The sequence below is a fragment of the Streptomyces siamensis genome (assembly GCF_039543605.1).
Taxonomy (GTDB): domain Bacteria; phylum Actinomycetota; class Actinomycetes; order Streptomycetales; family Streptomycetaceae; genus Streptomyces; species Streptomyces siamensis.
Genome location: NZ_BAABKB010000016.1, coordinates 13,343 through 35,587, shown reverse-complemented (window position 1 = coordinate 35,587; position 22,245 = coordinate 13,343). Strand labels below are relative to the sequence as shown.

The 22,245-nt window shown below is 69.9% G+C and carries 17 protein-coding genes and 1 pseudogene; 10 read left to right on the top strand and 8 right to left on the bottom strand.

Annotation, left to right across the window (positions count from 1 at the left end; all coding sequences use genetic code 11):
* The first annotated feature begins 29 nt into the window (after positions 1–29).
* Positions 30–983, top strand: coding sequence for an XdhC family protein (locus ABEB03_RS20700; protein ID WP_345651097.1), 954 nt, complete (start codon positions 30–32; stop codon positions 981–983).
* A gap of 102 nt (positions 984–1,085) precedes the next feature.
* Here the strand turns inward: ABEB03_RS20700 and ABEB03_RS20695 are convergent, their stop codons facing one another.
* From ABEB03_RS20695 to ABEB03_RS20685, 3 genes are all read right to left on the bottom strand, one after another.
* Positions 1,086–1,709: a histidine phosphatase family protein gene (locus ABEB03_RS20695; protein WP_345651095.1), complete on the bottom strand. Its 624-nt coding sequence runs from the start codon at positions 1,707–1,709 to the stop codon at positions 1,086–1,088.
* A gap of 149 nt (positions 1,710–1,858) precedes the next feature.
* Positions 1,859–4,372: a non-ribosomal peptide synthetase gene (locus tag ABEB03_RS20690; protein ID WP_345651092.1), complete on the bottom strand. Its 2,514-nt coding sequence runs from the start codon at positions 4,370–4,372 to the stop codon at positions 1,859–1,861.
* A gap of 37 nt (positions 4,373–4,409) precedes the next feature.
* The gene (locus ABEB03_RS20685) at positions 4,410–7,091 is read right to left on the bottom strand and encodes a Pls/PosA family non-ribosomal peptide synthetase (RefSeq protein WP_425589277.1); all 2,682 of its coding nucleotides are present in this window, start codon (positions 7,089–7,091) and stop codon (positions 4,410–4,412) included.
* Between the two features lie 542 nt (positions 7,092–7,633).
* Here ABEB03_RS20685 and sbnA point away from each other — a divergent pair.
* The 7 genes from sbnA (at position 7,634) to ABEB03_RS20650 (ending at position 14,461) form a co-directional block, all read left to right on the top strand.
* Positions 7,634–8,620, top strand: a complete 987-nt coding sequence (gene sbnA / locus ABEB03_RS20680) for a 2,3-diaminopropionate biosynthesis protein SbnA (protein WP_345651088.1) — start codon at positions 7,634–7,636, stop codon at positions 8,618–8,620.
* A gap of 625 nt (positions 8,621–9,245) precedes the next feature.
* The gene (locus tag ABEB03_RS20675) at positions 9,246–10,136 is read left to right on the top strand and encodes a glycoside hydrolase family 19 protein (RefSeq protein ID WP_345651083.1); all 891 of its coding nucleotides are present in this window, start codon (positions 9,246–9,248) and stop codon (positions 10,134–10,136) included.
* 122 nt (positions 10,137–10,258) lie between these two features.
* Positions 10,259–11,677 carry an alpha/beta hydrolase family protein gene (locus tag ABEB03_RS20670; RefSeq protein ID WP_345651080.1) on the top strand — a complete coding sequence of 473 codons (1,419 nt, stop codon included), beginning with the start codon at positions 10,259–10,261 and terminating at the stop codon, positions 11,675–11,677.
* A 127-nt stretch (positions 11,678–11,804) separates the two neighbouring features.
* Positions 11,805–12,170, top strand: a complete 366-nt coding sequence (locus tag ABEB03_RS20665; protein WP_345651077.1) for a YrdB family protein — start codon at positions 11,805–11,807, stop codon at positions 12,168–12,170.
* Positions 12,171–12,235: 65 nt separating this feature from the next.
* A complete protein-coding gene (locus tag ABEB03_RS20660) occupies positions 12,236–12,511 on the top strand; it encodes a hypothetical protein (RefSeq protein WP_345651074.1) in 276 nt (91 codons plus the stop codon).
* A gap of 198 nt (positions 12,512–12,709) precedes the next feature.
* Positions 12,710–14,038: a lipocalin-like domain-containing protein gene (locus ABEB03_RS20655; RefSeq protein ID WP_345651072.1), complete on the top strand. Its 1,329-nt coding sequence runs from the start codon at positions 12,710–12,712 to the stop codon at positions 14,036–14,038.
* A gap of 195 nt (positions 14,039–14,233) precedes the next feature.
* A complete protein-coding gene (locus ABEB03_RS20650) occupies positions 14,234–14,461 on the top strand; it encodes a hypothetical protein (protein WP_345651069.1) in 228 nt (75 codons plus the stop codon).
* An 81-nt stretch (positions 14,462–14,542) separates the two neighbouring features.
* Here the strand turns inward: ABEB03_RS20650 and ABEB03_RS20645 are convergent.
* Together ABEB03_RS20645 and ABEB03_RS20640 are read right to left on the bottom strand one after the other, a co-directional pair.
* A pseudogene (locus tag ABEB03_RS20645) lies at positions 14,543–14,827 on the bottom strand (LysE family translocator); the annotation flags it as partial.
* Between the two features lie 378 nt (positions 14,828–15,205).
* Positions 15,206–15,937, bottom strand: a complete 732-nt coding sequence (locus ABEB03_RS20640; RefSeq protein WP_345651066.1) for a hypothetical protein — start codon at positions 15,935–15,937, stop codon at positions 15,206–15,208.
* Between the two features lie 636 nt (positions 15,938–16,573).
* On the opposite strand from ABEB03_RS20640, the gene ABEB03_RS20635 reads away from it, so the two are divergent.
* Entirely contained in the window at positions 16,574–17,650 is a 1,077-nt protein-coding gene (locus tag ABEB03_RS20635; protein WP_345651063.1) for a class I SAM-dependent methyltransferase, read from the top strand.
* Positions 17,651–17,771: 121 nt separating this feature from the next.
* On the opposite strand, the gene ABEB03_RS20630 is transcribed toward ABEB03_RS20635, so the two are convergent.
* The 3 genes from ABEB03_RS20630 to ABEB03_RS20620 all read right to left on the bottom strand — a co-directional run bounded on the left by ABEB03_RS20630 (position 17,772) and on the right by ABEB03_RS20620 (position 20,964).
* Positions 17,772–18,905: a GH12 family glycosyl hydrolase domain-containing protein gene (locus ABEB03_RS20630; protein WP_425589276.1), complete on the bottom strand. Its 1,134-nt coding sequence runs from the start codon at positions 18,903–18,905 to the stop codon at positions 17,772–17,774.
* Between the two features lie 257 nt (positions 18,906–19,162).
* On the bottom strand, positions 19,163–19,948 hold the full coding sequence (locus ABEB03_RS20625; protein ID WP_345651057.1) for a class II aldolase/adducin family protein: 786 nt from the start codon (positions 19,946–19,948) through the stop codon (positions 19,163–19,165).
* Positions 19,945–20,964 carry a C-terminal binding protein gene (locus tag ABEB03_RS20620; protein ID WP_345651054.1) on the bottom strand — a complete coding sequence of 340 codons (1,020 nt, stop codon included), beginning with the start codon at positions 20,962–20,964 and terminating at the stop codon, positions 19,945–19,947. Before ABEB03_RS20620 ends, ABEB03_RS20625 begins: the two co-directional genes overlap by 4 nt.
* A 214-nt stretch (positions 20,965–21,178) precedes the next feature.
* On the opposite strand from ABEB03_RS20620, the gene ABEB03_RS20615 reads away from it, so the two are divergent.
* The gene (locus ABEB03_RS20615) at positions 21,179–22,078 is read left to right on the top strand and encodes an Lrp/AsnC family transcriptional regulator (protein ID WP_345651049.1); all 900 of its coding nucleotides are present in this window, start codon (positions 21,179–21,181) and stop codon (positions 22,076–22,078) included.
* Positions 22,079–22,245: the final 167 nt, after the last annotated feature.

Sequence of the window (22,245 nt, the reverse complement as noted above, 5' to 3'; positions counted from 1 at the left end):
CGACCCCCGGCACGAGGAAGGCCGCGATCATGCGTGAACTGGCCGACACCGCACGTCAGTGGGCGACCCAAGGCCGGACAGGCGTCCTTGCCCGTCCCCTCGCCGAGCAGGGCTTCGGCCCCCGGCACCCCGCGGACGCGCTCCTGATCGACGAGGACGGCCGGTGCCACGGCACGCTGTACCGCGGCGCCTTCGACGAGTACTTGGCGGCGGAAGCCACTGCCCTTCCCGCGGGGCACACCGCGGGCGTGCGGACGGTGTCCGTCCACGACGACGGTGTGAAGCGAGCCGGTCTGACGTGCGGTGGGCAGGCCGAGATCCTGCTGCAACCCCTCGACGCCGTTCCCGCCCGTTGGTGGGACCTGCTGGCCGAGGGTGCCGACGCGGCGCTCATCACCCGAGTGGACGACAGCCGGACCATGGCCGCCAGCACGGTGACCACACCCGAGGCCCCGGGCACGGACGGGCCGGCGCAGGCGGTGGATCGCGCACGGGAGCTGCTCGCCCGCCGCAGGGCCGGCCGCGACACCCAGTACGCCGACCAAGGACTCGTCCTCATCGAGACCTTCCCGGCCGTACCCCATCTCGTCATCGTCGGAGGGGGCGAGCTCGCCGACCTGCTGGTCGCGCAGGCGCGTCTGCTGGGCTGGGACGCCACGGTGGAGGCCGGCGCGCGGGAGACCGTCGGCCTGCTCGCCGAGCGCCCGGCCGCCGCCTGCCTGGTCGTCCTCAGCCATGAACCGGATGTCGATGTCCCGGTCCTGTCCGCGGCGCTCACCACCGGCGTCCCCTACGTGGGTGCGCTGGGCTCGCGCCGCACCCAGGCCCGCCGTGCCGCGGGACTGACCAAAGCCGGCCTCGGCGCGGAACACCTCGACCGCATCCACGGACCGATCGGCCTCGACCTGGGAGCCCGCACCCCGGCCGAGACGGCTCTGGCCATCTGCGCGGAGGTGCTGGCCACGCTGGACGGACGGGTATGAGGCACCGATCGCGCGCACGGGGAAGGACCAAGCCACGCGGACCGGCCGTCCGAGGTCACACGGTCGCCGACGACCCCCTGCACGCCGCGCGAGCTCGTCGCGTCAGACGTGCGACTCGGCAGGGAAACCGGTCCACCTGAGCTCGGTGGGCAGATGACGCATGTCGTTGGAGACGAGCAGCGAGGCGGGCCGGTCCGCCGCGTAGCGGATGACCGTCAGGGCGGCGTTGGCGTGGTTGAGGCCGAGCCAGCGCCACTTGGGCGCATACATGGCCTCCCTCACGAGCCAGGCGATGAGGAAGTTGTGGGTCACGACCAGTTCGTGCCGGGGCTCGTCGCCGTCCACCGGTCCTGTGAACCGGTCGAGCGCCTGACGGGCCAGAACGGGCCCGCGCTCGCGTTCCTCGGCGGTGGCGCCTTCGAGGAAGCGGAGGAAGAAGTCGGCGTGCTCCGGCGGGAGTTCGTCCCTGACGGGCATGTAGGGGACGTAGTCGCCCGCGATCTCGGAGGAATGGAGCGAGACGTCGCTCAGCTCATCGCCGATGAGCCGTGCCGTCTCCTCCGCCCGCGCCAGGGGGCCATGATGAACGGCGGCGAGGGGAACGTCCCGCAGCCGGCGGCCGAGCAGGGTGGCCTGCTCGCGGCCCGCTTCCGTCAACCCGCTCTCCTCCGAGGAGGCCTCGCCGTGACGGACGAGGTAGAGGTACCGGGTGGCCGTGCCGCTCATCGAATGCTCCTCGTCCTGCCGGCGATCTTGTAGCCGGACAGACGTTGTCCGCACGGCTCCGGTTCCGTCGGGCGTGACCGCCGGAGAAGTTCACCAGCAGACGGAGGCGAGCCGGACGCGGCCACAGAGTCCCAGGCGCGGCAGCGTGATCAGACCGAGGCCACGGCTTCGGATGCCCGGTGTGGGCTGCGCTCGTCCACCACGGCGGCGAGGTCCGTGAGGATCGGGTGTGCGGTGACGTCCTTGTGGGACACCACGCGGTCCAGGGCGATGGCCAGCTTCACCGCGGACAGGGACGTGCCGCCGCGGTCGAAGAAATGATCGCGGCGTCCGATCCGCTCGTGCAGGACCCGCAGGACCTGCGCCCAGGCCGCCGCCAGCCGCCGCTCGGTCGGTGTGACAGGTGACTCCTGATCCTCGTCGGTGGCGGCGAGGTCCGCGGCGAGCGCCTCGAGCGCCTTCTTGTCGATCTTGCTGTTGGCTGTCAGGGGAAGGGCTCGGCGCCAGTGAAAGGCCGAGGGGACCATGTAGGCGGGCAGTGACTCGCCCAGCCGGTCGGTCAGGGTTGTGGTGTCGAGGAGCTGCGGACCGGAGTAGAAGGCGACCAAGTGCTTGCTCCGGTCGGCGCGTTCGGTCACCACCACCGCGCCGTCGTGCACGCCGGGGACGCGGAGCAGGGTGTTCTCGATCTCGCCGATCTCGATCCGGAATCCGCGGATCTTGACCTGGGCGTCGCGGCGGCCGAGGAACTCCAGCTTCCCCGAAGGGTGCCAGCGGCCGTGGTCGCCGCCGAGGTAGAGCCGGGTGTCTGCCCGGTACGGATCGGCCAGGTAGGCCGCTCGGGTGCGTTCGGGGTCGTTGATGTAGCCGCGGCCGACACACGGCCCGGAGAAGGCGATCAGGCCCGGGGCGCCCAGGGGTACCGGTGCGAGGTGTTCGTCGACGACGTACACGCGCACGTTGTTCACCGGAGGGCCCAGGAGGGTCCGGTCCGGCGCTTCGCGCATGACCTCGTGGTTGGTGTCGTCCGAGGTCTCGGTGAGCCCGTACGCGTTGACCAGTGCGATCCCGGGCTGGGCGATGAACCAGCGTTCGGCGAGCTCCCGCTTCAGTGCTTCTCCGGTGACGGACACGTACCGCAGGCAGGGCAGCGTACGCGGGCGTTGTTCGAGCTCGGTCAGAACCGCTTCGAGGTAGGACGGTACGACCTGGAGGACGGTGACCCCTCCGTCGGCGATGGTGTCCAGGAAGCGCGGCACGTCGAGGACGGCGTCCTGTTCGACCAGCAGGGTCCGGCCGCCGACCAGCAGTGCCGAGATCAGCTGCCACAGGGAGATGTCGAAGCACTGCGGTGCGGTCTGGGCCACCACCTGCCCTTCGCCGATCTCGAGGTCGTCGATCTTGGCGTAGACGTGGTTGAGCATGCCCGCGTGTTCGCACATCGCGCCTTTCGGCTCGCCGGTCGAGCCTGAGGTGAAGTAGATGTAGGCGAGTTGGTCGGGCCGTACGGGGAGGCCCGGATCGTCGTCGGCGTGGTCTTCTTCGTAAGCCGCCTCGGCGAAGACCCGCTCGACCCCGGGCAGGGTGTCGAGTGCCCGGTCGAGCGTGGTGGTGCTTCCGGGTTCGGTCAGCACCAGGCGGCATTCGGCACGTGAGAGCGTCGCGGCGATGCGTTCGGCGGGGAAGTGCGGCTCGACGGGAAGGTAGACGCCGCCGGCCTTGAAGACGGCGATCACCGAGGCCAGCCAGTCCAGGTTGCGTTCGGTCACCACCGCGACGACGCCCTCCCTGGTCAGCCCGCGGGCCACCAGAGCGCGTGCCAGCCGGTTGGCGCGAGTGTTGAGCTCCGTGTAGGTCCACTGACGGTCGCCGTGCACGGCTGCGACGACGTCCGGATGCTCTCGCACCCGCTGCTCGAACAGCTCGTGCACCGCCGCGTCGGGCAACTCGCGCTCCGGTCCGGCCAGTCCGTCGAGCTGGTACCGCAGTTCTTGGCCGGACAGCAGACACTGGTGTGCGTGTCGGGCGTCGGGGTCGGCGACCAGGAGCGCGAGCGCGGTCAGGTGATAGCCGGCGACGCGGGCGGCGCCGGCGGCGTCGAGCACGTCGGTGCGGTAGCGCAGACGCAGGACGTGGCAGCCGTCGTGGTGGCCGACGCCCACCCGCAGGACGGTGCCCTCGGCGAGGTCACCGTCGATCGCGGTCGGATCGAGAATGGTCTCGAACAGCGGTCCGGTCAGGCCCAGTTCGTCCCGCAGAGCGTCGATGTGCTCGGGCGCGTCCTGCTGGTGGGACAGCACGTCCGCGACGATGTGCTGGGCGTGGTGCAGCAGTTCGCGCCAGCTCACGGGACCGGTGGTGAGCCGGCACGGCACCGGGCCTCTTCTCGCGGCGACGTAGCCGGTGGTGATCTCCCGCTCGCCGGACAGCGCCGCGAGCACCTTGGCATGCGCTGCCAGCAGGAGCGCACTGAGCGGCACCGCCGAGTCGCTCGCCAGCCTGCGCAGTCCGCGCATCGTGGCGTCGGGTACGGGTGTCTCGTACTCCCCCACTCCGGTCCGCGGGTCGAGGGCCCCGCGAGGGAGGGAGGTGAGGTTCCCGGACGTCAGAACCCTGCGCCAGTAGTCGCGGTCGGCCTGGCCGTGGTTCACCTGCGTTGTCATCGGAGTCTCCGTCGGTTCGGTGTCGGCGGGCACGGGTTCAGTCGCCGCGGCCCGAGGTGGAGAGAGGGGTGTCGGCCCGTCGGTGGTCCTCGGGACCGGGGTGGCCGTCCGGCATCTCCCGGGCCGGATTGCCTCCCCACCGAGCGTGGGCGGGGACTTCCTCGCCCTTCATGAGGAAGGAGTCGGGAGCGAGTACGGCGCCGTCGCCGACGGTCACGCCGTAGTGGACGAAGGCTCCGACGCCCAAGGTGCAGCCGCTGCCGAGGGCGCTGCGACCGGACTTGAAGGCGCCGTCCTCCTGCGAGTGGCACTGGATAACGGTCCCGGCGTTCAGCATGCTGTCGTCGCCGACGCTGACGAGGGTGCGCTCCGGGAAGAAGCAGCCGTCGTCGAAGACCCGCTTGCCGATCCGGGCACCCAGCAGCCGCCAGATCACGTTCTTGAAGGGGGTGCCGTTGAAGGCTTCGATGTAGTGGACCGAGGCCATCTTCCAGAAGCGTTCATGGCGCCAGAAGGAGGGCTCGTAGATCGAGCAGTACAGCGGCTTCTGGTCCTTGAATCCGGTGGAAGCCCGTTCGATCAGAGCGAAGTGGACGACGGTGAACGCGAGGATGACGACGCCGGCCAGCGCGATGGCCGGCGCACCGAGCACGGGGTAGAGATCGGCAGCGCCCATGGTGATGAGGGTGATCACGAAGAAGTGCAGGAAACGCGCCAGCAGGTACAGGCCGGCGGTCGCGGCGTTGTGCCTGTTCTTGGCGGCCAGGCGGCGGTGCAGCTCGTCGCCGGTCTGCAGGTGGCCGAACTGGTTGTCGCGCATCACCGTGCGCGGGATCTCGAAGCTGGGCGAGCCCAGCAGGCCCACGCCTTCGCGGACCGGTCCGTCGATGGGGACCATGACCTTCGTGGCGAGCAGGCAGTTGTCGCCGGTCCTGCCCTGCGACGGGTAGGTGATGCGGTTTCCGAGGAAGTTGCGGGGCCCGATGGATGTGCGGGACACGCGGAAGGATGTGCTCGAGAGATCGATGTTCATGATCGACAGCCCGTCGGCGATCATGGTGCCGGTGCCGACGGAGCTCAGATACGGGTTGTCGTGCCGTACTTCGGTGCCGAAGTTCGACCCGGTCTGCTCCACCTGGGAGAGGTCGTATCCGAGGTAGCGCAGGTAGTGGACGATGGCGGAACTGTCGCCGAAGAGCGTGGTGAAGAGCTTCCTGTTGGTGATCAGCTCGATCGCCCGCTGGATGCCGTAGTGGAATCCGTACAACGGATAGACCGTGCCCGGCCTGATGGCGCGGTTGAGCAGGCGCGGCACGAGGCCCACGGCGACGAGACCGGTCAGCAGGGAACCGAAGAAGACGACCACGGACATGACCAGTGCGTAGATGTAGAACTCCGGGCTGGTGAAGCCGGCTTGCTGAGGGGCGAGGAGTTCACGCACTTGTGGGGCACCGGCGAACAGGATGCTCAGGCCGCCGAGCGCGAGAGGCAGGTACACCGTCAGCAGAGTCAGTAGCTGCAGGACTCCGTAGGTGGTCCTCTTCGTCGTGGGGCGGTCGGTGGGGTCGACCGCCCGGTAGTCCACGTCGGTGGGCTGCGCCGGCGAGCCGTGCCAACGTTCACCGGCGGGCACCACCTGGCCGGAGTGCAGGGCGGAGGCATGGCCCAGCTGGGTGCCGTCGCCCATCGAGGTCTCGATGTCGAGCACGGTGTGCTCGCTGACGAGCACGTCGCTGCCGAGGCTCACCGGACCGGTCTGGATCACGCCGGCGTGAGCGCGGTAGCAGGACAGGAGCACGTCCTTGCGGATGACGGTGCCGTCCCCGACGGTGAGCAGGTCGGTACAGACGGGTGTCGACCGAGTGAGGATCGTGACGCCCTTGCCGATGCGTGCGCCGAGGGCCCGGAGGTAGAGCACGTACAGCGGCGAACCGACGAACAGGCGCAGCGGGCTGGTGCGGATCAGGGTCTTGACGATCCAGAAACGCAGATAGGCCATGCCCCACAGGGGGAATGCGCCGGATCGCCATCGGCCGACGAGCGTCCATTTGGCCGCGATCGGGACGGCACACAGGCCCAGGAAGGTCAGGACGGCGACGAGGACCGACCGCAGATAGATGTCGGGCAGACCCGACCCCGCGGAGATCCATTCGTATCCCTCCACGGCCACGAGCGCGGCGAGGCAGGAGTGCCCCAGGAAGAACAGGAGTTGCAGTGCTCCGCACAGGACATAGCGCCGTGTGACGGCCGCTCCCCTCGCCGCGGGCGGCGCGGGGGCGGCGGTCGGCGCCTGCGGCGGGGTCGGCGCCTCCGTATGCGCAGCCGGCGTCTCCGTATCCACGGCCGACGCCTGCGCTGGATTCACGGGCGACGCCTGCGCGGGTGAGACCGGGGCAGAGAAGGGAGCCGGCGTGACGTCGGCCGACGCGGTGGCCAGGCTCCGGAGGGTGGGGTGCCGGTAGATGTCCTTCATCGACACCGTCGGCAGGTCCGCCCGCTTCCGGACCCGTGCGCAGAACTGGGCCATCACCAGGGAGTCGGCTCCCAGGTCGTGGAAGAAGTGGCTGTCGGCCGGCACCTGCTCGACGCGCAGGACGCCCGCGAGCACTTCGGCCAGCAGCACCGCGGTGGCGGCGGCCGGGCCGGTGTCACCGCTGTCCTGGACGGTCGCGACACCGGCCGGATCGGCCGTCAAGGTCTCGACGGATTTCCCTGACACATGAGCTCCCTGGGGATGTTTCGGCGAATGCCGATCGGTTGGCGCGGATTCGTCGCGCCCGCCTTTCCAGTAGGCCCGGCCGGGCAATTTCTGTCCCGCCCCTGAATGTCGGATCTTGACAGGCGATATTGACCTTGATAAAGCGAGCTATTTGGCGGCCACCTTCACCCATTCCCTACGCTCCGTGCGCGAGGTGCAATTCTCCGTGCGCACGGTGACCGATTGCCGCCGCAGACCGCAGACAGGGGCTTCTCTTCCCGGAGGCACCCTTCGCTGAATGACGTGAACCCCTCCGCGTGGGTGCCGACGCGGCTTCGGGCAGCGGCTCCAGCCGCCCCCTTCGCCTTTCGCCGGGGAGCAGCCGTCTCGCATACGCGTGTACGCCTCGGACGTCAAGCCCCGAATTTCTGTGACGTGACCTGAAAACCGGACTCAGGCGTACTGGAGAGGCCCCGCCGAGTCGAAGTCGCCACCGGATTCTTCCCTGACCGATACGGAATCAATGGCCAGGAGGGGCTCCGCCCACAGCCGAGGAGATGACCATGCCCGTCATATCCGTTCCCCAGGATTTCAACGAGGACGACCTCTATGTCGATCTTGAGGGACTGGTCGGGCATCCGCTGTTCCTCAAGTGCGAGGGCTTCAACTTCGCCGGCTCGATCAAACTCAAGGCCGCCACCGAAATGATCGAGGCCGCCGAACGCGACGGTCTGCTGACGCCGGACTCCGTCCTGGTCGAGTCCTCCTCGGGCAATCTCGGCGTGGCGCTGAGCATGATCGCGGCCAGCAGGGGCTACCGGTTCGTCTGCGTGACCGACTCCCGCTGCAACCTGTCGACCAGGCTGACGATGGAGGCGCTGGGGGCGGAGGTGCGTGTCATCACCGAGCCCGACCCCGTCACCGGATTTCTCGGCGCCCGTATCGACCACGTCCGCGCCCTGTGCGCCTCCGACGAACGCCATGTGTGGCTCAACCAGTACGCCAATCCCGGCAACGGTCTGGCCCACTACCGGCGGACCGCCCCCGCCATCGCCCGGCAGTTCCCCGACCTGGACGTGCTCTTCGTCGGCGCCGGAACGACCGGCACGCTGATGGGCTGCGCGCGCTGGTTCCGTGAGTGGCACCGGCCCGTGCGCATCGTGGCCGTCGACAGCGTCGGCTCGGTGACTTTCGGAAACGCCCCGGCCCGGCGGCTGATCCCGGGTCTGGGCACGAGCCGGCGCCCCGAGCTTCTCGACGAGTCCCTCATCGACGACGTGGTGCACGTGTCGGAGCCGGACACCATCCGGGCCTGTCACCGACTGGCCGGGCGCGGTTTCCTGTTCGGGGGTTCCACCGGCACGGTGGTCAGTGGTGCGACGGAGTGGCTCGCCCGGCAGGAGGGACGGAAGCCGACCGCGGTGGCCATCGCACCCGATCTGGGTGAGCGATACCTGGAGACCGTCTACCAGAACGACTGGGTCCGACACCTGTACGGCGAGGACGCCTTGGACACGCAGGTGCCGACGGCCACCTCCCGGGCAGCGTGACGCCCACCCTCGCGGCTTGATGCCCACCCTCGCGGCTTGATGCCCGCCCTCGCGGCTTGACGCCCACCCCCTCCGGCCGTGGCCGGGGACTCCCGGCGCACGCCTGAAAGACCTCCGTGGACAACACTGCGCCGACTCCGACACGGATTCACGCCCATGGCCGACGTCGCACCCACAGACCCTCGGGCCCAACACACGGTCTCCTCCGGCGGATCCGGGCCTCAGAACCCCGGCGGGGCGCAGTTGTACAGTCGTCGCTGATCAGCGTGCCGGCGACATCCTCCTGACGAGAGCCTTCTTCGTCGCCGACTTCCGGGATTGGGCCTCCACGCCGCACGACTGCGTACCGGTCCCTGAGTGGGAGATTCGGCGATGCCGAGCCGGTGACACCGGCTCCGCTGTGCATATGCGACTTCGTCAACACCCGTCCAGCTCAAGGCAGTTCCCTGCCAACGTTGTCAGATCTGACTGGTCTACACCCTTGACTGGTACAGACCAAAGCGGTTGAGTGTGGCTCCACACCCCCCACCGCGGCCGCCCCGGACGCCGTGACCGGTCCTTCGGCACGTGCGCACAAGGCTCTGCCTTGCGTCCGGTGCGGCCTGGCCGCAAAGGATCTGATTCCGTGTCGAAGCGACGCCTCTCCGCGCTCATGGCCGCCCTCGTCGTCGGAACCGCCGCACCGGTGCTGCTGCCGGCCGCGGGCGCTTCCGCCGCATCCTGTTCGAGCTACCCGAACTGGGTCGCCGGCAAGTCGTACGTCACCGGCAACATCGTCCGGTACACCGACGGCAAGGCCTACATAGCCGAGCACGACAACCCGGGCTACGACCCCACCATCAGCACCTGGTACTGGGAGCCCTACGCCTGCGACAACGGCCCCACCAATCCGTCCGACGGCTTCGTCGTCAGCGAAGCGCAGTTCAACCAGATGTTCCCGAACCGGAATTCGTTCTACACCTACAGCGGTCTCAAGGCCGCACTGAGTTCGTACCCCGGCTTCGCCAACACCGGCAGCGACACGGTCAAGAAGCAGGAGGCCGCGGCCTTCCTCGCCAACGTCAGCCACGAGACCGGCGGGTTGGTGTACGTGGTGGAACAGAACACCGCCAACTACCCGCACTACTGCGACTGGAGCCAGCCCTACGGCTGCCCCGCGGGCCAGTCCGCCTACTACGGACGCGGCCCCATCCAGCTCAGCTGGAACTTCAACTACAAGGCGGCGGGCGACGCACTGGGCATCGACCTGCTCCACAACCCCAACCTCGTGCAGACCGACGCCTCCGTCGCCTGGAAGACCGGGCTCTGGTACTGGAACACGCAGTCGGGCCCCGGCACGATGACGCCGCACAACGCGATGGTCAACAGCGCCGGCTTCGGGCAGACGATCCGCAGCATCAACGGCTCCCTGGAGTGCGACGGCAAGAACCCGGCGCAGGTGCAGAGCCGGGTGGACGCCTACCAGCGGTTCGTGCAGATCCTGGGCACCTCGGCGGGCGCCAACCTGTACTGCTGATCACACCGCGGGGGCGGCCGGGCCGCCCCCGCGGCAGGCGGCGCACCTACGCTGCGACGTTCGAGGGAACCGCGCATGTCGCGAAGCGGGGTCGGCGGAATCGGCTCGTAGCTTCGACTGCCGTGACCTACCTGTCGAGTGATCGCGCATCCGGCCCCACCCGCCGTACCGCTCTGGCCGGGATCGTCGGCGGGGCGGGGGCCGCGCTGGCGGCCGCCGGGTGCACCTCGTCGGACACGTCGCTCGCCTCGGCACCCACTCCCGGCCGTACCTCCTCGGCCCCCGCCGTCCTGACGGTCGGTCCCACGCCCGGCGCGATGACCCTCTTCAAGGACGCCGTGTTCAATTTCAACGGGCTTCTCGCGCTCGGCGGCTCCGGCTTCGGTGCCGCCGAGGTGGGCGAGGTACTGACGGCCGTGAACACGATCAACAAGTCCGGCCTCTCGGCGCAGTCCTATACGCAGACCTTCAGGAATCTCGGCGATCAGCTGATGAAGGCACCCCAGGGCGGCAAGCCGGGAAAGGAGACCACCCGCTTCCGCGCCCTACGGGCCTCCCAGTACTACGGCCAGGCACTCTTCTTCGTCCTCGGATCCGACGATCCCGGCAGCGAGGAACAGCTCTACCGGGCTGGACGCAAGGCCTGGGACACGTACTGCAGGCTGTCCGACCCGGCACCGGTGACGGCGAACGTCCCGTACGGAAGGACTCCGCTGCCGGTGTGGTTCTTCCGGCCGGACACGTCCGGCGAACCGCGCCCCACCGTGATCCTCACCAACGGCAGCGACGGACAGAACGTCGACATGTGGACCTACGGAGTCGCCGCCGCGCTGGAGCGGGGCTGGAACGCGCTCGTGTACGACGGCCCCGGCCAGGGACAGCTGCTCTTCGTGGACCGCGTGGTGTTCACACCGCGCTGGGAGACGGTGGTGACGCCGCTCGTCGACTGGCTGACGGCCCGCCGGGACGTCGAGGCGGGGAAGATCGCCCTCACCGGGCTGAGCATGGCCGGTGATCTGGCACCGCGGGCCGCCGCCTTCGAGAAGCGGATCGCCGCCCTCGTCGCGATGCCCGGAGTCCTCACGCCCTGGCTGGGCTTTCCCTCCGAGATCCGGGAGATCCTCACCCCGGACAAGGCCAGGACCAACAGCACCTGGAACAAGGAGGTCGTCCCCGCACTGTCGCCGTCGGATGCGGCGACGCTGAAGAAGCGCATGGAACCCTTCTCCGTACCGGCGATGCTCGACGCCCGCGCGGGCAAGATGTTCACGGACTTCTACACCCCGGCCAAGCTCATCGAGTCGCTCGACATCACCGACGTCGTCGGCCGCATCACGACGCCCACGCTGGTCCTCGACTACGAGGACGAACAGTTCTATCCCGGCCAGCCGCGCCAGATGTTCGAGAAGCTGACGGCGCCCAAGGACTACGTGAAGCTGACCGCCGCCACCGGAGCGCAGTTGCACTGCTCACCGATGGCCCCGCAGCAGCACTGCGAGGTCGTCTTCGACTGGCTTCAGGGCAAGCTGTCCGGCAGTTGACGCCCCCGTGCCGTCGCCGCGACGCGAGTCGCGCGGGCCGACGACGTCGGCATCGGACAGGGCCGGACGGAACGTGCGCAAGTCTGTTCTAATGACTCCCTCATTCCCTGACGAAGGTGGGCAGTCGGTGACCCTTCCCGTTTCCCTGCGCGTGGTGAACGAAGGACTCGCGTTCCTGCTTGAGCTTCTGGCGCTCGGGGCTCTCGCGTGGTGGGGATGGCAGAGCACGGGCGGGATCTGGCGGATTCTTCCGGCTGTCGCCGCTCCCGCCGCGGCTGCGCTGCTCTGGGGAATGTTCGCCGCCCCTCGGGCGCGCTTCAAGGTGTCCGCGACCGCCGTACTGGTGGTCAAGTCCCTGGTGTTCGGCTCGGCAACCGCGGCGCTCTGGGTGGTCCGGGGGCAGGTCTGGGCCGTCACGTTCGCCCTGGTGGTCCTGGCGAACACGGCCCTTCTGACGATGGACAGGTCCGCGACCGCACGCCGGGCCGCCTAGGCCAACCACCCGTCCCGGACGACGAGTTCGGCGGTCTTCGAACACCGGGCACCGAAGGCCCGCTCTTGCGCGACGGGGGTGGCCGTTGTGCGTCCGGACACCTGTCGGTCGGCACCGGCCGGATGGTGCTGGGCATCGCCGCGAAGCCGGGGATCCGCGTCCTCGCGGTCGGCGGGGCCGGTGCGTTGCGCGGCCCCGCCGACCGCGAACTTCCGGTCGCCGACAACGACGCCCATGTGCCGGCCGCGCACAAGGCCGTCGCCGTGGTCGACGAAATCGGGACACCGGGTCGCGAACGCCACATCACGGTCGGCCACCACGACGCGCTCCCGTCGACCTGAGGTCGCTCGTCACCCGCGGCACGGATGGCGACTTCATCGCAAGCCGCGGGTTCGGCGACGGCTCTCACCCGTTCGGGTCCCTCCTGGATGCCCGTACCTGACCGGCGGCGTCGACTGAAGGCAGGCCGTCGGTTGGGAGCAGGCCGGGGAGCGGCCTGTACGACAGCGCCGCGTGCACCGGAATGCGAGGAAGATCCCATGGCTCATGAGACCACCCGTCCGTCCCGTCGCGCCTTCCTGGCGAGGGCGGCGACCGCGGGGGCGCTCGCTGCCGTGCCGGGTCTGGCCGCGTCGGCGTGCACCCGGGACCGGCAGACGCAAGCCGCTGCGGCCACACCGAGCGGCACCGGACCGGAAGGTGTGCTGACGTCCAACGGATACGGACACACCGATGCCGACTTCGCACGCTCGGGACTCGAGCGCGACAGCGTCCAGAGCTGGGAGGACGGTTTCCGCACCGCCGCGGACAACGCCGACCCGAACGTCTTCGAGTGGTGGTACTCCGACTTCACCGGGGACGACGGCACCGTCGTGTCCTTCACCCTCAGCACCCGCGTCGACGACGGCTTCGTACCCGAGCCGGGCGAGGCCGGCCGCAGGCCCAAGTCCAGCGTCATCGTCACCGACCCCGACGGCACCAGCCACGGAGGAGTCCACACCTACGGCTGGGACGAGTTCAGCAGCTCGAAGGACCACTGCAACGTGCGCCTGGGTCCGTTCACTTTCACCGGCGACCTGAAGACGTACCGCATGAAGGGCCAGTCGGGCGACGTGGCCGTCGACCTGACCCTGACCAGTACGGTGGCCCCCTTCCGCCCCGGCACGGGCATCATCTACTTCGGCGACACGGAGGACTACTTCGGCTGGCTGTGCGTGGTGCCGTCGGGGACGGCCACCGGCTCGGTCACCGTCAACGGGGAGAAGAGGTCGTTCACCGGGCTCGGCTACCACGACCACAACTGGGGCAACCGGCCCTTCCCCTACTCCGTCGAGCACTGGCGCTGGGGCCGCGGAGCCGTCGGCCCGTACGCGGTGATCGGCGCCGATCTCCATCTCCGCAAGGAGTACGGTTCCGCCGTCGTCCCCGTCTTCCTCGTCGACGACACCAAGTCCGGCGAGCGCCTGGTCGGAGCGTTCGACCCGCAGAAGGTCACGGCCCAGGAGTCCGACCCCGTGGGGCACCCCGATTCCGCCTACCCCGACGACTACTTCAGCACGGTCCGCTGGACCTACCGGAACGGCAAGGACCAGGCCGACTTCTCCTTCACCGACACCGATCAGCTCATCGTCGCCCGGCAGTACGTCACCGACCCCACCCAGGCGCAGAAGACCGCTCTCAAGAAGCTCGGCATCGACGAGATCTGGTACACCCGCTACGCCGCCCGCAACGATCTCACCCTCTCCCTCGCCGACCTCCACGCCGCGGGCACGGGAACAGGAACCCTCGAAGCGGCCCAGTTCGGTCTGCGCACCGCGCCGCCGAAGAACGCCACGTCCAGCGCTTCGCCCACGGGGTCCGCGTCCTGACGAGGAGGCGCGGCGTCGTCCCGTGACGTCGTCGGACAGGCGTGCGGTCAAGACACCTGGTGCTTGGCGTGGCGGATCATTCCCACGTCTCAAGTGGCCATGCCGGGTCAGGAGTTCACCAACAAGGACCAAAGGACCCGCAAAGCGGATGCCGAAGCTACGTTGGCGGCTCGTCGCGTGATCCTGGGAGCCGCCATGAGAATCGCCTTCTGGACCCTGCTCGCCGGTCTCCTCACTTGCTTCACCGGTTATGCCGTCTACCGAACAGCTCTCAGCGACGACCGGAAGACCTTCGTCAGCTGTGCGCTCCTGAGCCTGTGCTCGGGCTGGTACATGGTCACCAACTGGGGACGCGCCTGTCGGGCCGTGCGCGAACGCCCGTCCGGGCCCAGGAGCGGTCACGAGTCGAACGCCGGCTCGTGACCCCGCCGCCGGAACGCGCCGTGACGGCGACCGGCTCCCCACGGGAAAGGCAGTGCTCCGGCCCTCGTCCGTGGTCAGGGGACGGCTGCTGTGTCGCAGGGCTTGCGCTCCCAGGAGCACCGGGTAGCCCGCGCCCAGGAGTCTGACCGGCACGTGGGCCACGGGTGAAGCCGCCGGCACCGCTGCGAGACCCGCCACGGTCAGGGCGCCCCAGACCAGCAGCCCGGTCACGATGCCGCCCACGGTCCGCAACGCGTCGGGCGTGCCGGCCGCGATGGCACGCCGGGTCACGACAGCCATGTCGGGGCCGGGCACCATGACCAGCAGACAGAGCACACCGAGCGCGGCCACGAAGTGAGTCAGCACGCTGTCGGCCTCCTGCCGAGCGAGGTGACCGGTCCGGTCGGCTCCGCCCACTCGGTCGTCACCCCTCCGGCAGCGGGCAGGAGACCGTGCGGGCCGCGGGGAGATCGGGAGGAGGACACGTTCTCTGGCACACGCTCAGGGAGCGGAGGCCGTCATCGATCGATCCAGCGAAAGTTTTCGACCGATATCCGTGGAAGAAACCGAGCGTTCAGCGCGACCTGCGACGCCTCGGAGAACCGTGCCCGCGGGGGGCTCGCACGGCGGGCAGTTCCGCGCGGCCGTCGGGGACTGCGACCACCCGCTCGAAGACCTCGCCGAAGGCAGGCGACGGGACGTGAACAGCGCATCGAACGTCCGCCTCCGGCCGCGCCGAACGCCTCAGCCGGTTGTTCTCCCGCCCGGTCCGCCCGTCGGCAGGGCCGGTGGTGGGGGCGGGGGCGGTGACGACGGTCCTGGGGAGGACGGAGTCTCGTCGTCCAGGTCGCCGCGGACCGCGCCGACGGCGAAGCCCACCATGGTGACGAGGAGCAGCCCGGTGACCGACCCCCAGATCGCCGGAATCGCCCACATGGGCCAGTCATTGGCCGCCTGGGCCCAGAGCGTCAGGATGGCTGCCACGCCCATGCCCACGCCGTGCCACCGCACGATCCTCGCGGCTGTCGCCTGACGCCTGTTGTCGCGTGCGAAGAGGCCCCACACCGCTCCGACCAGGGCGGTCAGGCCGAACGAGAGGCAGGCGAGCGCACCGCCGAGGCGGTCTTCGGGCCACCCCACGGGCCCTTCGGACGTCTGCTGCCGCCGTCCGTCCGCGTCCCGTACCTCGACAACCTGCCCGTGCCAGATCAGCCCGACGACCTTGTCGTCGGGCTTCATCTCCGACACCACCGGATCGGCCTTCCGGAACGTGACGTGCCACGGCTTGCCGGAGGGCAGCGCCAACTGCGCCTCCGGAGAAACGCGTTTGCCACGGTGCGCGTCTGCCGACCGAACGGTGAACTTCTGCTTCCACAGGCATCCCGACGCGTGTACCGGCACGGAGGTGCAGGCGGGCGCGGTGCGGAACTCCCGTTCCCGCTCCAGCGCTCCGCGGATCCCCAGGGCCGATCCCACCCCTACGGCAAGCGTCGCGACTGCGACCAAGAGCCACATCACGTTCCGCGCCGAGCTGTTGTCCCCCGCTCCCACCGTGTCTCCTCAACTGTCTCGCGCACCCCCGCACGTGCGTGCGAGCCCGATTGTAGGAGCGGATGACCCAGCCGATCGCCTTGGTGACGTCAAGATCGCGCAAGCATTCCTGCCGGAGACCGGTCACCCCGGCGCAGGTCCGCCCGTCGAGACCCTGGGTCAGCGTCCGCGCGAGCGGATCTCGCGGGGCCCTCCGGTGCCCCGGTCGGGCGACCGGGGCACCGGCGCCGCGGCGGCCGCTTTCCTTGCACCGCGACGACGCCCGCCTCGCCTGACCCGGCGGTGCGGGCGAGCCCTGCTCCACCGGCCTCTGCGGCAACCCCGTCCCGTCCCACCGCGCCTTACGCGTCCGGGGCCGGATCCGACGTGCCGCTCGACGACGGGCGAGCCCAGGCTGCCGTATGGACCGGCCCCGCCGGAACCGTTCTCCCGGGGCGTCAGCATTGCGTAAGAACTCGTAGCGACGTGCACCGTCCGGCCCGCGCTCCGTGCTGTCGCCCGCCTTCCCCATCGTGGATACGATGACGTGGGAGATGTGACTGCCGGCGAGGCGAGGTCGTCATGAGCAGACGTGTCGCTCCCCGGCCCGCCGAGGGCGCCATGGGCCAGGGGTACGCGTTGCACTCCGGGGCCCAACACCACGCCGCCGACTACGGGATGCCCCTGCTGCACCGGGCGCTGGAAGTGGTTCCGCTCCCGGAGGGCGACGAGGTGTTCCGCGTCGCCGATCTCGGGGCCGCCGCCGGGACCAACTCGCTCGAACCCATGCGGGCGCTCGTCGAGGACATCCGGAAACGCACCAGTGCCGTCACGCCCGTCGTGGTGGTCCACACCGACATCCCGGCGAACGACTTCGACGCGCTGTTCTCCACCGTCACCGGCTCCCCCCAGTCGTACACGCACGAGCCGGAGGTCTTCGCCTGCGCCGAGGCCCGCTCCTTCTACGAACCGCTGTTCCCGCCCGCGGAGCTGCACGTGGTCTGGAGCGCGATCGCCGTGCACTGGCTGTCCCGTCTCCCCCGGCCCGTCCCCGACCACATCTTCTGCTCCCGGGCGACCGGCGACGTGCGCGAGGCGCTGCGGGCGCAGTCCCGGCGCGACTGGGACACCTTCCTCGAACTGCGGGCGCGGGAGCTGCGCGCCGGCGGGCAGCTCGTGGTCCTCGGCGGCGCGTCCGCGGACGACGGGTCCAGTGCCGCCGAGGGGCTGATGGACGCCGCCGACGCCGTGCTCGGCGATCTGGTGAGGTGGAAGGAGATCACGCCGGACGAGTACAGGCGGATGACCATCCCTACCTGGAACCGCACCGAGGAGGAGTTCCTCGCTCCGCTGCGCACGGGACCCGTGTCGGACGCCTTCCGGGTCGAGGAGCACACCCTCGTCGCCCTCCCCGACGATCTGCTGGAGCGGTTCGAGCGGAGCGGTGACGCGCAGGAGTTCGCGGACGAGGTGACGGCGTTCTTCCAAGCCGCCTTCCTGCCCTCCTTGTTCAGCTCGCTCGCGCCCGGCCGCAGCGACGCCGAGGTCGACGCGCTGGCGGCGGGGTTCGCCTCAGGTCTGCGGGACCGCGCGGCGGCGGACCCCGAGGCGGTCGAGACACATTGGCATTTCGTCGCCCTGCGTCTGACGCGCCGGTGACGGCAGCGTTCCCCTGGCTCTGAGACGCCGGTGCCGGGAGGGGTCCGCCCGAGCGGGGCGAGGAAGTCGGGCGGACCCCGGCACCGGCACACCCGGACGGGCGATCAGCCCGTCGGGCTTGCTACTTGGCCGTGCAGGCGGAGCCGTTCAGGCTGAACTGCCCGGGCTTGGCGAACGATCCGCCGTAGGTTCCCTGGAACCCGAAGGTCTGGCTGCCACCCGCCGGGATGCGCGAGTTGTACGCAAGGCCGGATGCCGTGACCGCTCCCGCGGCCGAAGAGACCGTGGCGTCCCAGGCGTTGGCGATCCGCTGTCCCGACGGCAGGACGAACGCCAGGTTCCATCCCTGGACAGCGGTCGAGCCGGTGTTGGTCACGGTGACGTCGGCCGTGAAGCCGCCGGGCCAGACATTGGTGCCGTACGTGACGGTGCAGGCGCCGGACGGCTGCGGGTCACCCGGTCCGGTCGGTCCCGAGGCGGTGTCGACGCTCGCGGAGAAGGTGTCGACGGCGAGTCCCGTCCCGTTCTCCCACGGCTCGAAGCCGGCCTGAATGCTCGTCAGGTACCAGGAGGGCTGGGCCAGTCCGCGGGACACCGCCTGGCGGACGAAGTCCATCACGTCGAAGCTCCAGCTGCCGATCGCCGAGGGAGCGACGAAGGACAGCACGTCGTTCGAGCCGTTGTTGCCCGACCACACCTGCCAGTCGCGGCCGGCGACCGCCGCGCTGCCCACCGGGGATCCCACCGGCTGGACCGGTCCCACGTGGTTGAACCAGACCATGATCTCGGTCTTGTTCACACCGTCCTTCCGCGGGGTCGGGTCGAGCCAGATGTCATAGGCGGCGTCGTAGGTCGTGCCGCCCACGTAGGTGTACGAGATGGAGGTCGGGGCGCTGGAGATGCTGTCCAGCCGGGCGGGGAGATTGGTTCCGGGTGAACAGTTCGTGTAGTGACAGCCGTTGTAGACCGACGGGTAGGACTTCGGAGCGCCGTTGGTGGGAACCGATCCGTCCGCCCGGCTGATCCGGTAGCCGGTGCCGGTGACGTCGATGCACTGCGGGGCGCTGGTGCCCCACCGGTTGTTCTGGACGACGTAGCGGCCCTGGATCGTGGTCGTGCCGAACGCCTCGCAGATCGAGGTGTCGGCCTGCGCGGAACCCGCGCCGATCGCGAGCCCCGCGAAGGTGCCCAAGGTCATGAGGAGCGCTGCACACACGGCGCGAACCGTGCGCGCTTGATGCCGGAGCGATCTCATGGTGGTCCTCTCTGTGGGGGTGCCGGGAGACGAGGACGATCGCGGGAGCGCTCCCACCCGTCGAAGCATGGGAGCGCTCCCATCTTCCCGGTTTGAACGAGACTGTAGAAGTAGGGCATGACCCTGACAAGGTAGGGCGCGGAAACTCCGTCGAACTGCTTTCGAATGGCCAGGTCAGGTGACCTCATGGCCGGCGGTGGGCCGGGCCGACGCTCCACACTCGCCCCGGCCCGACCGGCTCACCACACCTGCCTCGATCAGTCCTTGTAGTCGGGAGCGATGCGCTCCACGAGTCGCAGCAGTGCCGCCCAGGCCAGGTCGTAGGCGATGTCGTCCTGGAAGTCGGCGTCCGCCTCGCCGGCCAGCTGCTGCGCGGTGTACTCGCAGACCTGGGCGGGAGGCAGGACCAGCGGGGCGCCGCCGGCCTGGGCGGTGACCTGGATCTCGCATGCCTTCTCCAGGTAGTACATGCGCAGGAACGCCTGGGCGGCGCTCTCGCCGACGGTGAGCAGTCCGTGGTTGCGCAGGATGAGCGCCGGGTGGCGCCCGAGGTCGGTGACCAGGCGCTGCTGCTCGTCGAGGTTGAGGGCGACGCCTTCGTAGTCGTGGTAGCCGACGCGGTTGTGGAACTCCATCGACATCTGGTTGACGGGCAGCAGCCCGTCGCGCTGGGCGGCCACGGCGCAGCCGGCCTTGGTGTGGGTGTGCAGCACGCAGTGCGCGTCGGGTCGGGCCTTGTGGATCGCGCTGTGGATCACGAATCCGGCCGGGTTGACCGGGTGCGGGGTGGGTTCGACGGGGTTGCCGTCCAGGTCGATCTTCACCAGGTTGGAGGCGGTGATCTCCTCGAAGAGGAGTCCGTAGGGGTTGATGAGGAAGTGGTTGTCGGGGCCCGGCAGTCGCTGCGAGATGTGGGTGAAGATCAGGTCGGTCATGCGGAAGTGGGCCACGAGCCGGTAGACGGCGGCCAGTTCGCGCCGAAGCCGCAGTTCCTCCTCCGCGGTGGCGTCGGCTGCGGCGGGGGTCGTGAAGGTGTCGGTCACGCGGATGCTCCTTGCGTACGGGGCGTGCGGGCGGTGCTGTCGGAAGCGGGCGCGGCCACGCCGGCCGGGACGGTCACGGGCGTGTGGGGGCGTCCGGTGGTCCACCAGGCGATGACGTTGCGGGCGGGCTCCGTCGCGTAGGCGCGCAGGGAGGCGTCGGTGAGAAACGCGCTGTGCGGCGAGAGCAGAAGTCGCGGGTGGGTGCGCAGGCGGTCGGTGGCGTCGGGGGGTTCGACGGGGAAGACGTCGAGGGCCGCACCCGCGAGGTGCCCCGTGTCGAGCGCCGCGAGGAGGGCCTCGGGGTCGACGAGGTCGCCGCGGGCCACATTGACGAGCACGCCGCCCTGGGGCATCCGTGCGAGCAGGTCGGCGTTCACCATGCCGCGGGTCCGCGGGGTGGAGGGGATGTGCAGCGAGAGGACGTCGGCGTTCTCTACGAGGTCGTCCAGGTCGAGCCGCTCGACTCCGTCGGGCCAGTCCGCCGCGTGCGGGTCGTGTGCGGTCACCCGGCCGAAGACGGGGGCGGCGAGACGGGCCAGGGTACGGGCGATGCGGCCCATGCCGAGGAGCCCGAGGGTCATCTCGCCCGCCCGACGCGGCACTTCGCCGAAGTCGGTGCTCCAGCCGCCCGCCCGGACGACCGCGTCGGCCTGCGGGAGGCGCCGGGTCAGCGAGAGGGCCTGGGCGAGGGCGTGGACGGCGACGTCCTCGGTGGCGGAGTGCGGCAGGTTGGCCACCCACACACCCCGGCGGGAGGCCTCGACGGTGTCGATCATGTCGTGGCCGGCGGACATGGTGGCGAGCATCCGCACCTTGGGCATCCGGTCCAGCAGCGCGCCGTCGATCCGGGCGTAGCCCACGATGACGGCGTCGGCGTCATGAGCGGCGGCGGCGATCGCGTCCGCGTCGGGGCTGCCGACGACGCGGACCTCGAATCCGGCCTCGTCCAGAAGTCCGACTCCGGGTTCGGGATCGAGCTCCCCCGTGTCGGTGATCACGGCGACGGGTCGCGTCACACCATCCTCCATCAATGATTCGCTCGCCAATATGGCACTGAACCTACGTTTCGACAGCATGCATTGTCCAGCTCGGATGAGATGGTTGTTCCGGCGGCAACCGGACGACCGCGCCCCGCGATGCCGGAGCACCCCGCCGACTGACCGACAATGAGCGAACAGCCGCCCGGCCCCGGGTCCGGGCGGAGACCGAGCCAACGGAGGGGACCTTCACGTGGATCTCGACGAGACCGACCTGTCGATCGTGCGGGAGCTGCAGACGGACGGCCGCCTGACGTACGAGACGCTGGCCCAGCGGGTCGGCCTGTCCCGTCCGGCGACCCGCATGCGGGTCCAGCGGCTCCAGGAGTCGGGGGCCGTGCGCGTCGTGGCCATCGTGCATCCGGCCGTACGGCGACTGACCGCCTCGGCCCATCTGGCCATCGACACCGACGGTCCCGCCGCCCCGGTCGCGCGGGAGATCGCCACGCTCCCGGAGGCCCCGTTCGTGACGCTGACCAGCGGACGACGGTCGATCATGACGGAACTGCGCACGGCGGGCTTCGCCGAACTGGAGCGGACCATCGAGCGCATCCGTGCCCTGCCCGGGGTCCGCAGCGTGGATCCGCTGGTGGCGACCCGGCACGTGAAGGATCCGTACCTGTTGCCCGAGGAGCCCACGGTCGCCGTGCAGGACGGGCTGGACGACCGCATCCTCGCCGAGCTGGAGGAGGACGGGCGGCTGCCGTTCGCGGAGCTGGCGGGACGCGTCGGGCTGTCGGCCGGCGCGACCCGTTCGCGGACCCTGCGACTGCTGGACGGCGGCGTGGCCAAGGTGGTCGCGCTGGTCCGGCCCGACGTGCTGGGCATGGGCTACCTCTGCGGCTTCAGCCTGCGGGTGGCCGGACAGGCCGCACCCGTGGCCGAGCAGGTGGCGAAGTTCGAGAGGGTCACATTCCTGTCGACCTGCCTGGGCCGCGCGGAGCTGGTCGGCACCATCACGGCGGAGTCGTTCGGCGCGGTGCGCGCCACGCTGGAGGACATGCGCGCCCTGCCCGAGGTGCGCGAGGTGGAGAGCTGGCTGCATCTGGAGCTGGTCAAGGAGCGCTACGACCTCGGACTCCGGACCGCCTGAGGGGCGGTCGGGGCGGCGCACCAAGACCAACCGGGGGCGACGCACGACGGGCGACCGCGGGGGCGACGCACGACGGGCGACCACGGGCGCGGCACGACGGGCGAGCGGGGCGACGAGAGGACCGATCGACACCAACCCCTGAGTGCCGACAGTCGATACGTAAGCCG

What these genes read in the sequence shown, in the direction of transcription:
- ABEB03_RS20695 (WP_345651095.1), bottom strand. Translation starts at nt 1,709, where the DNA reads ATGAGCGGCACGGCCACCCGGTACCTCTACCTCGTCCGTCACGGCGAG.
- sbnA (WP_345651088.1), top strand. Translation starts at nt 7,634, where the DNA reads ATGCCCGTCATATCCGTTCCCCAGGATTTCAACGAGGACGACCTCTAT.
- ABEB03_RS20690 (WP_345651092.1), bottom strand. Translation starts at nt 4,372, where the DNA reads ATGACAACGCAGGTGAACCACGGCCAGGCCGACCGCGACTACTGGCGC.
- ABEB03_RS20630 (WP_425589276.1), bottom strand. Translation starts at nt 18,905, where the DNA reads ATGAGATCGCTCCGGCATCAAGCGCGCACGGTTCGCGCCGTGTGTGCA.
- ABEB03_RS20700 (WP_345651097.1), top strand. Translation starts at nt 30, where the DNA reads ATGCGTGAACTGGCCGACACCGCACGTCAGTGGGCGACCCAAGGCCGG.
- ABEB03_RS20655 (WP_345651072.1), top strand. Translation starts at nt 12,710, where the DNA reads ATGGCTCATGAGACCACCCGTCCGTCCCGTCGCGCCTTCCTGGCGAGG.
- ABEB03_RS20635 (WP_345651063.1), top strand. Translation starts at nt 16,574, where the DNA reads ATGAGCAGACGTGTCGCTCCCCGGCCCGCCGAGGGCGCCATGGGCCAG.
- ABEB03_RS20650 (WP_345651069.1), top strand. Translation starts at nt 14,234, where the DNA reads ATGAGAATCGCCTTCTGGACCCTGCTCGCCGGTCTCCTCACTTGCTTC.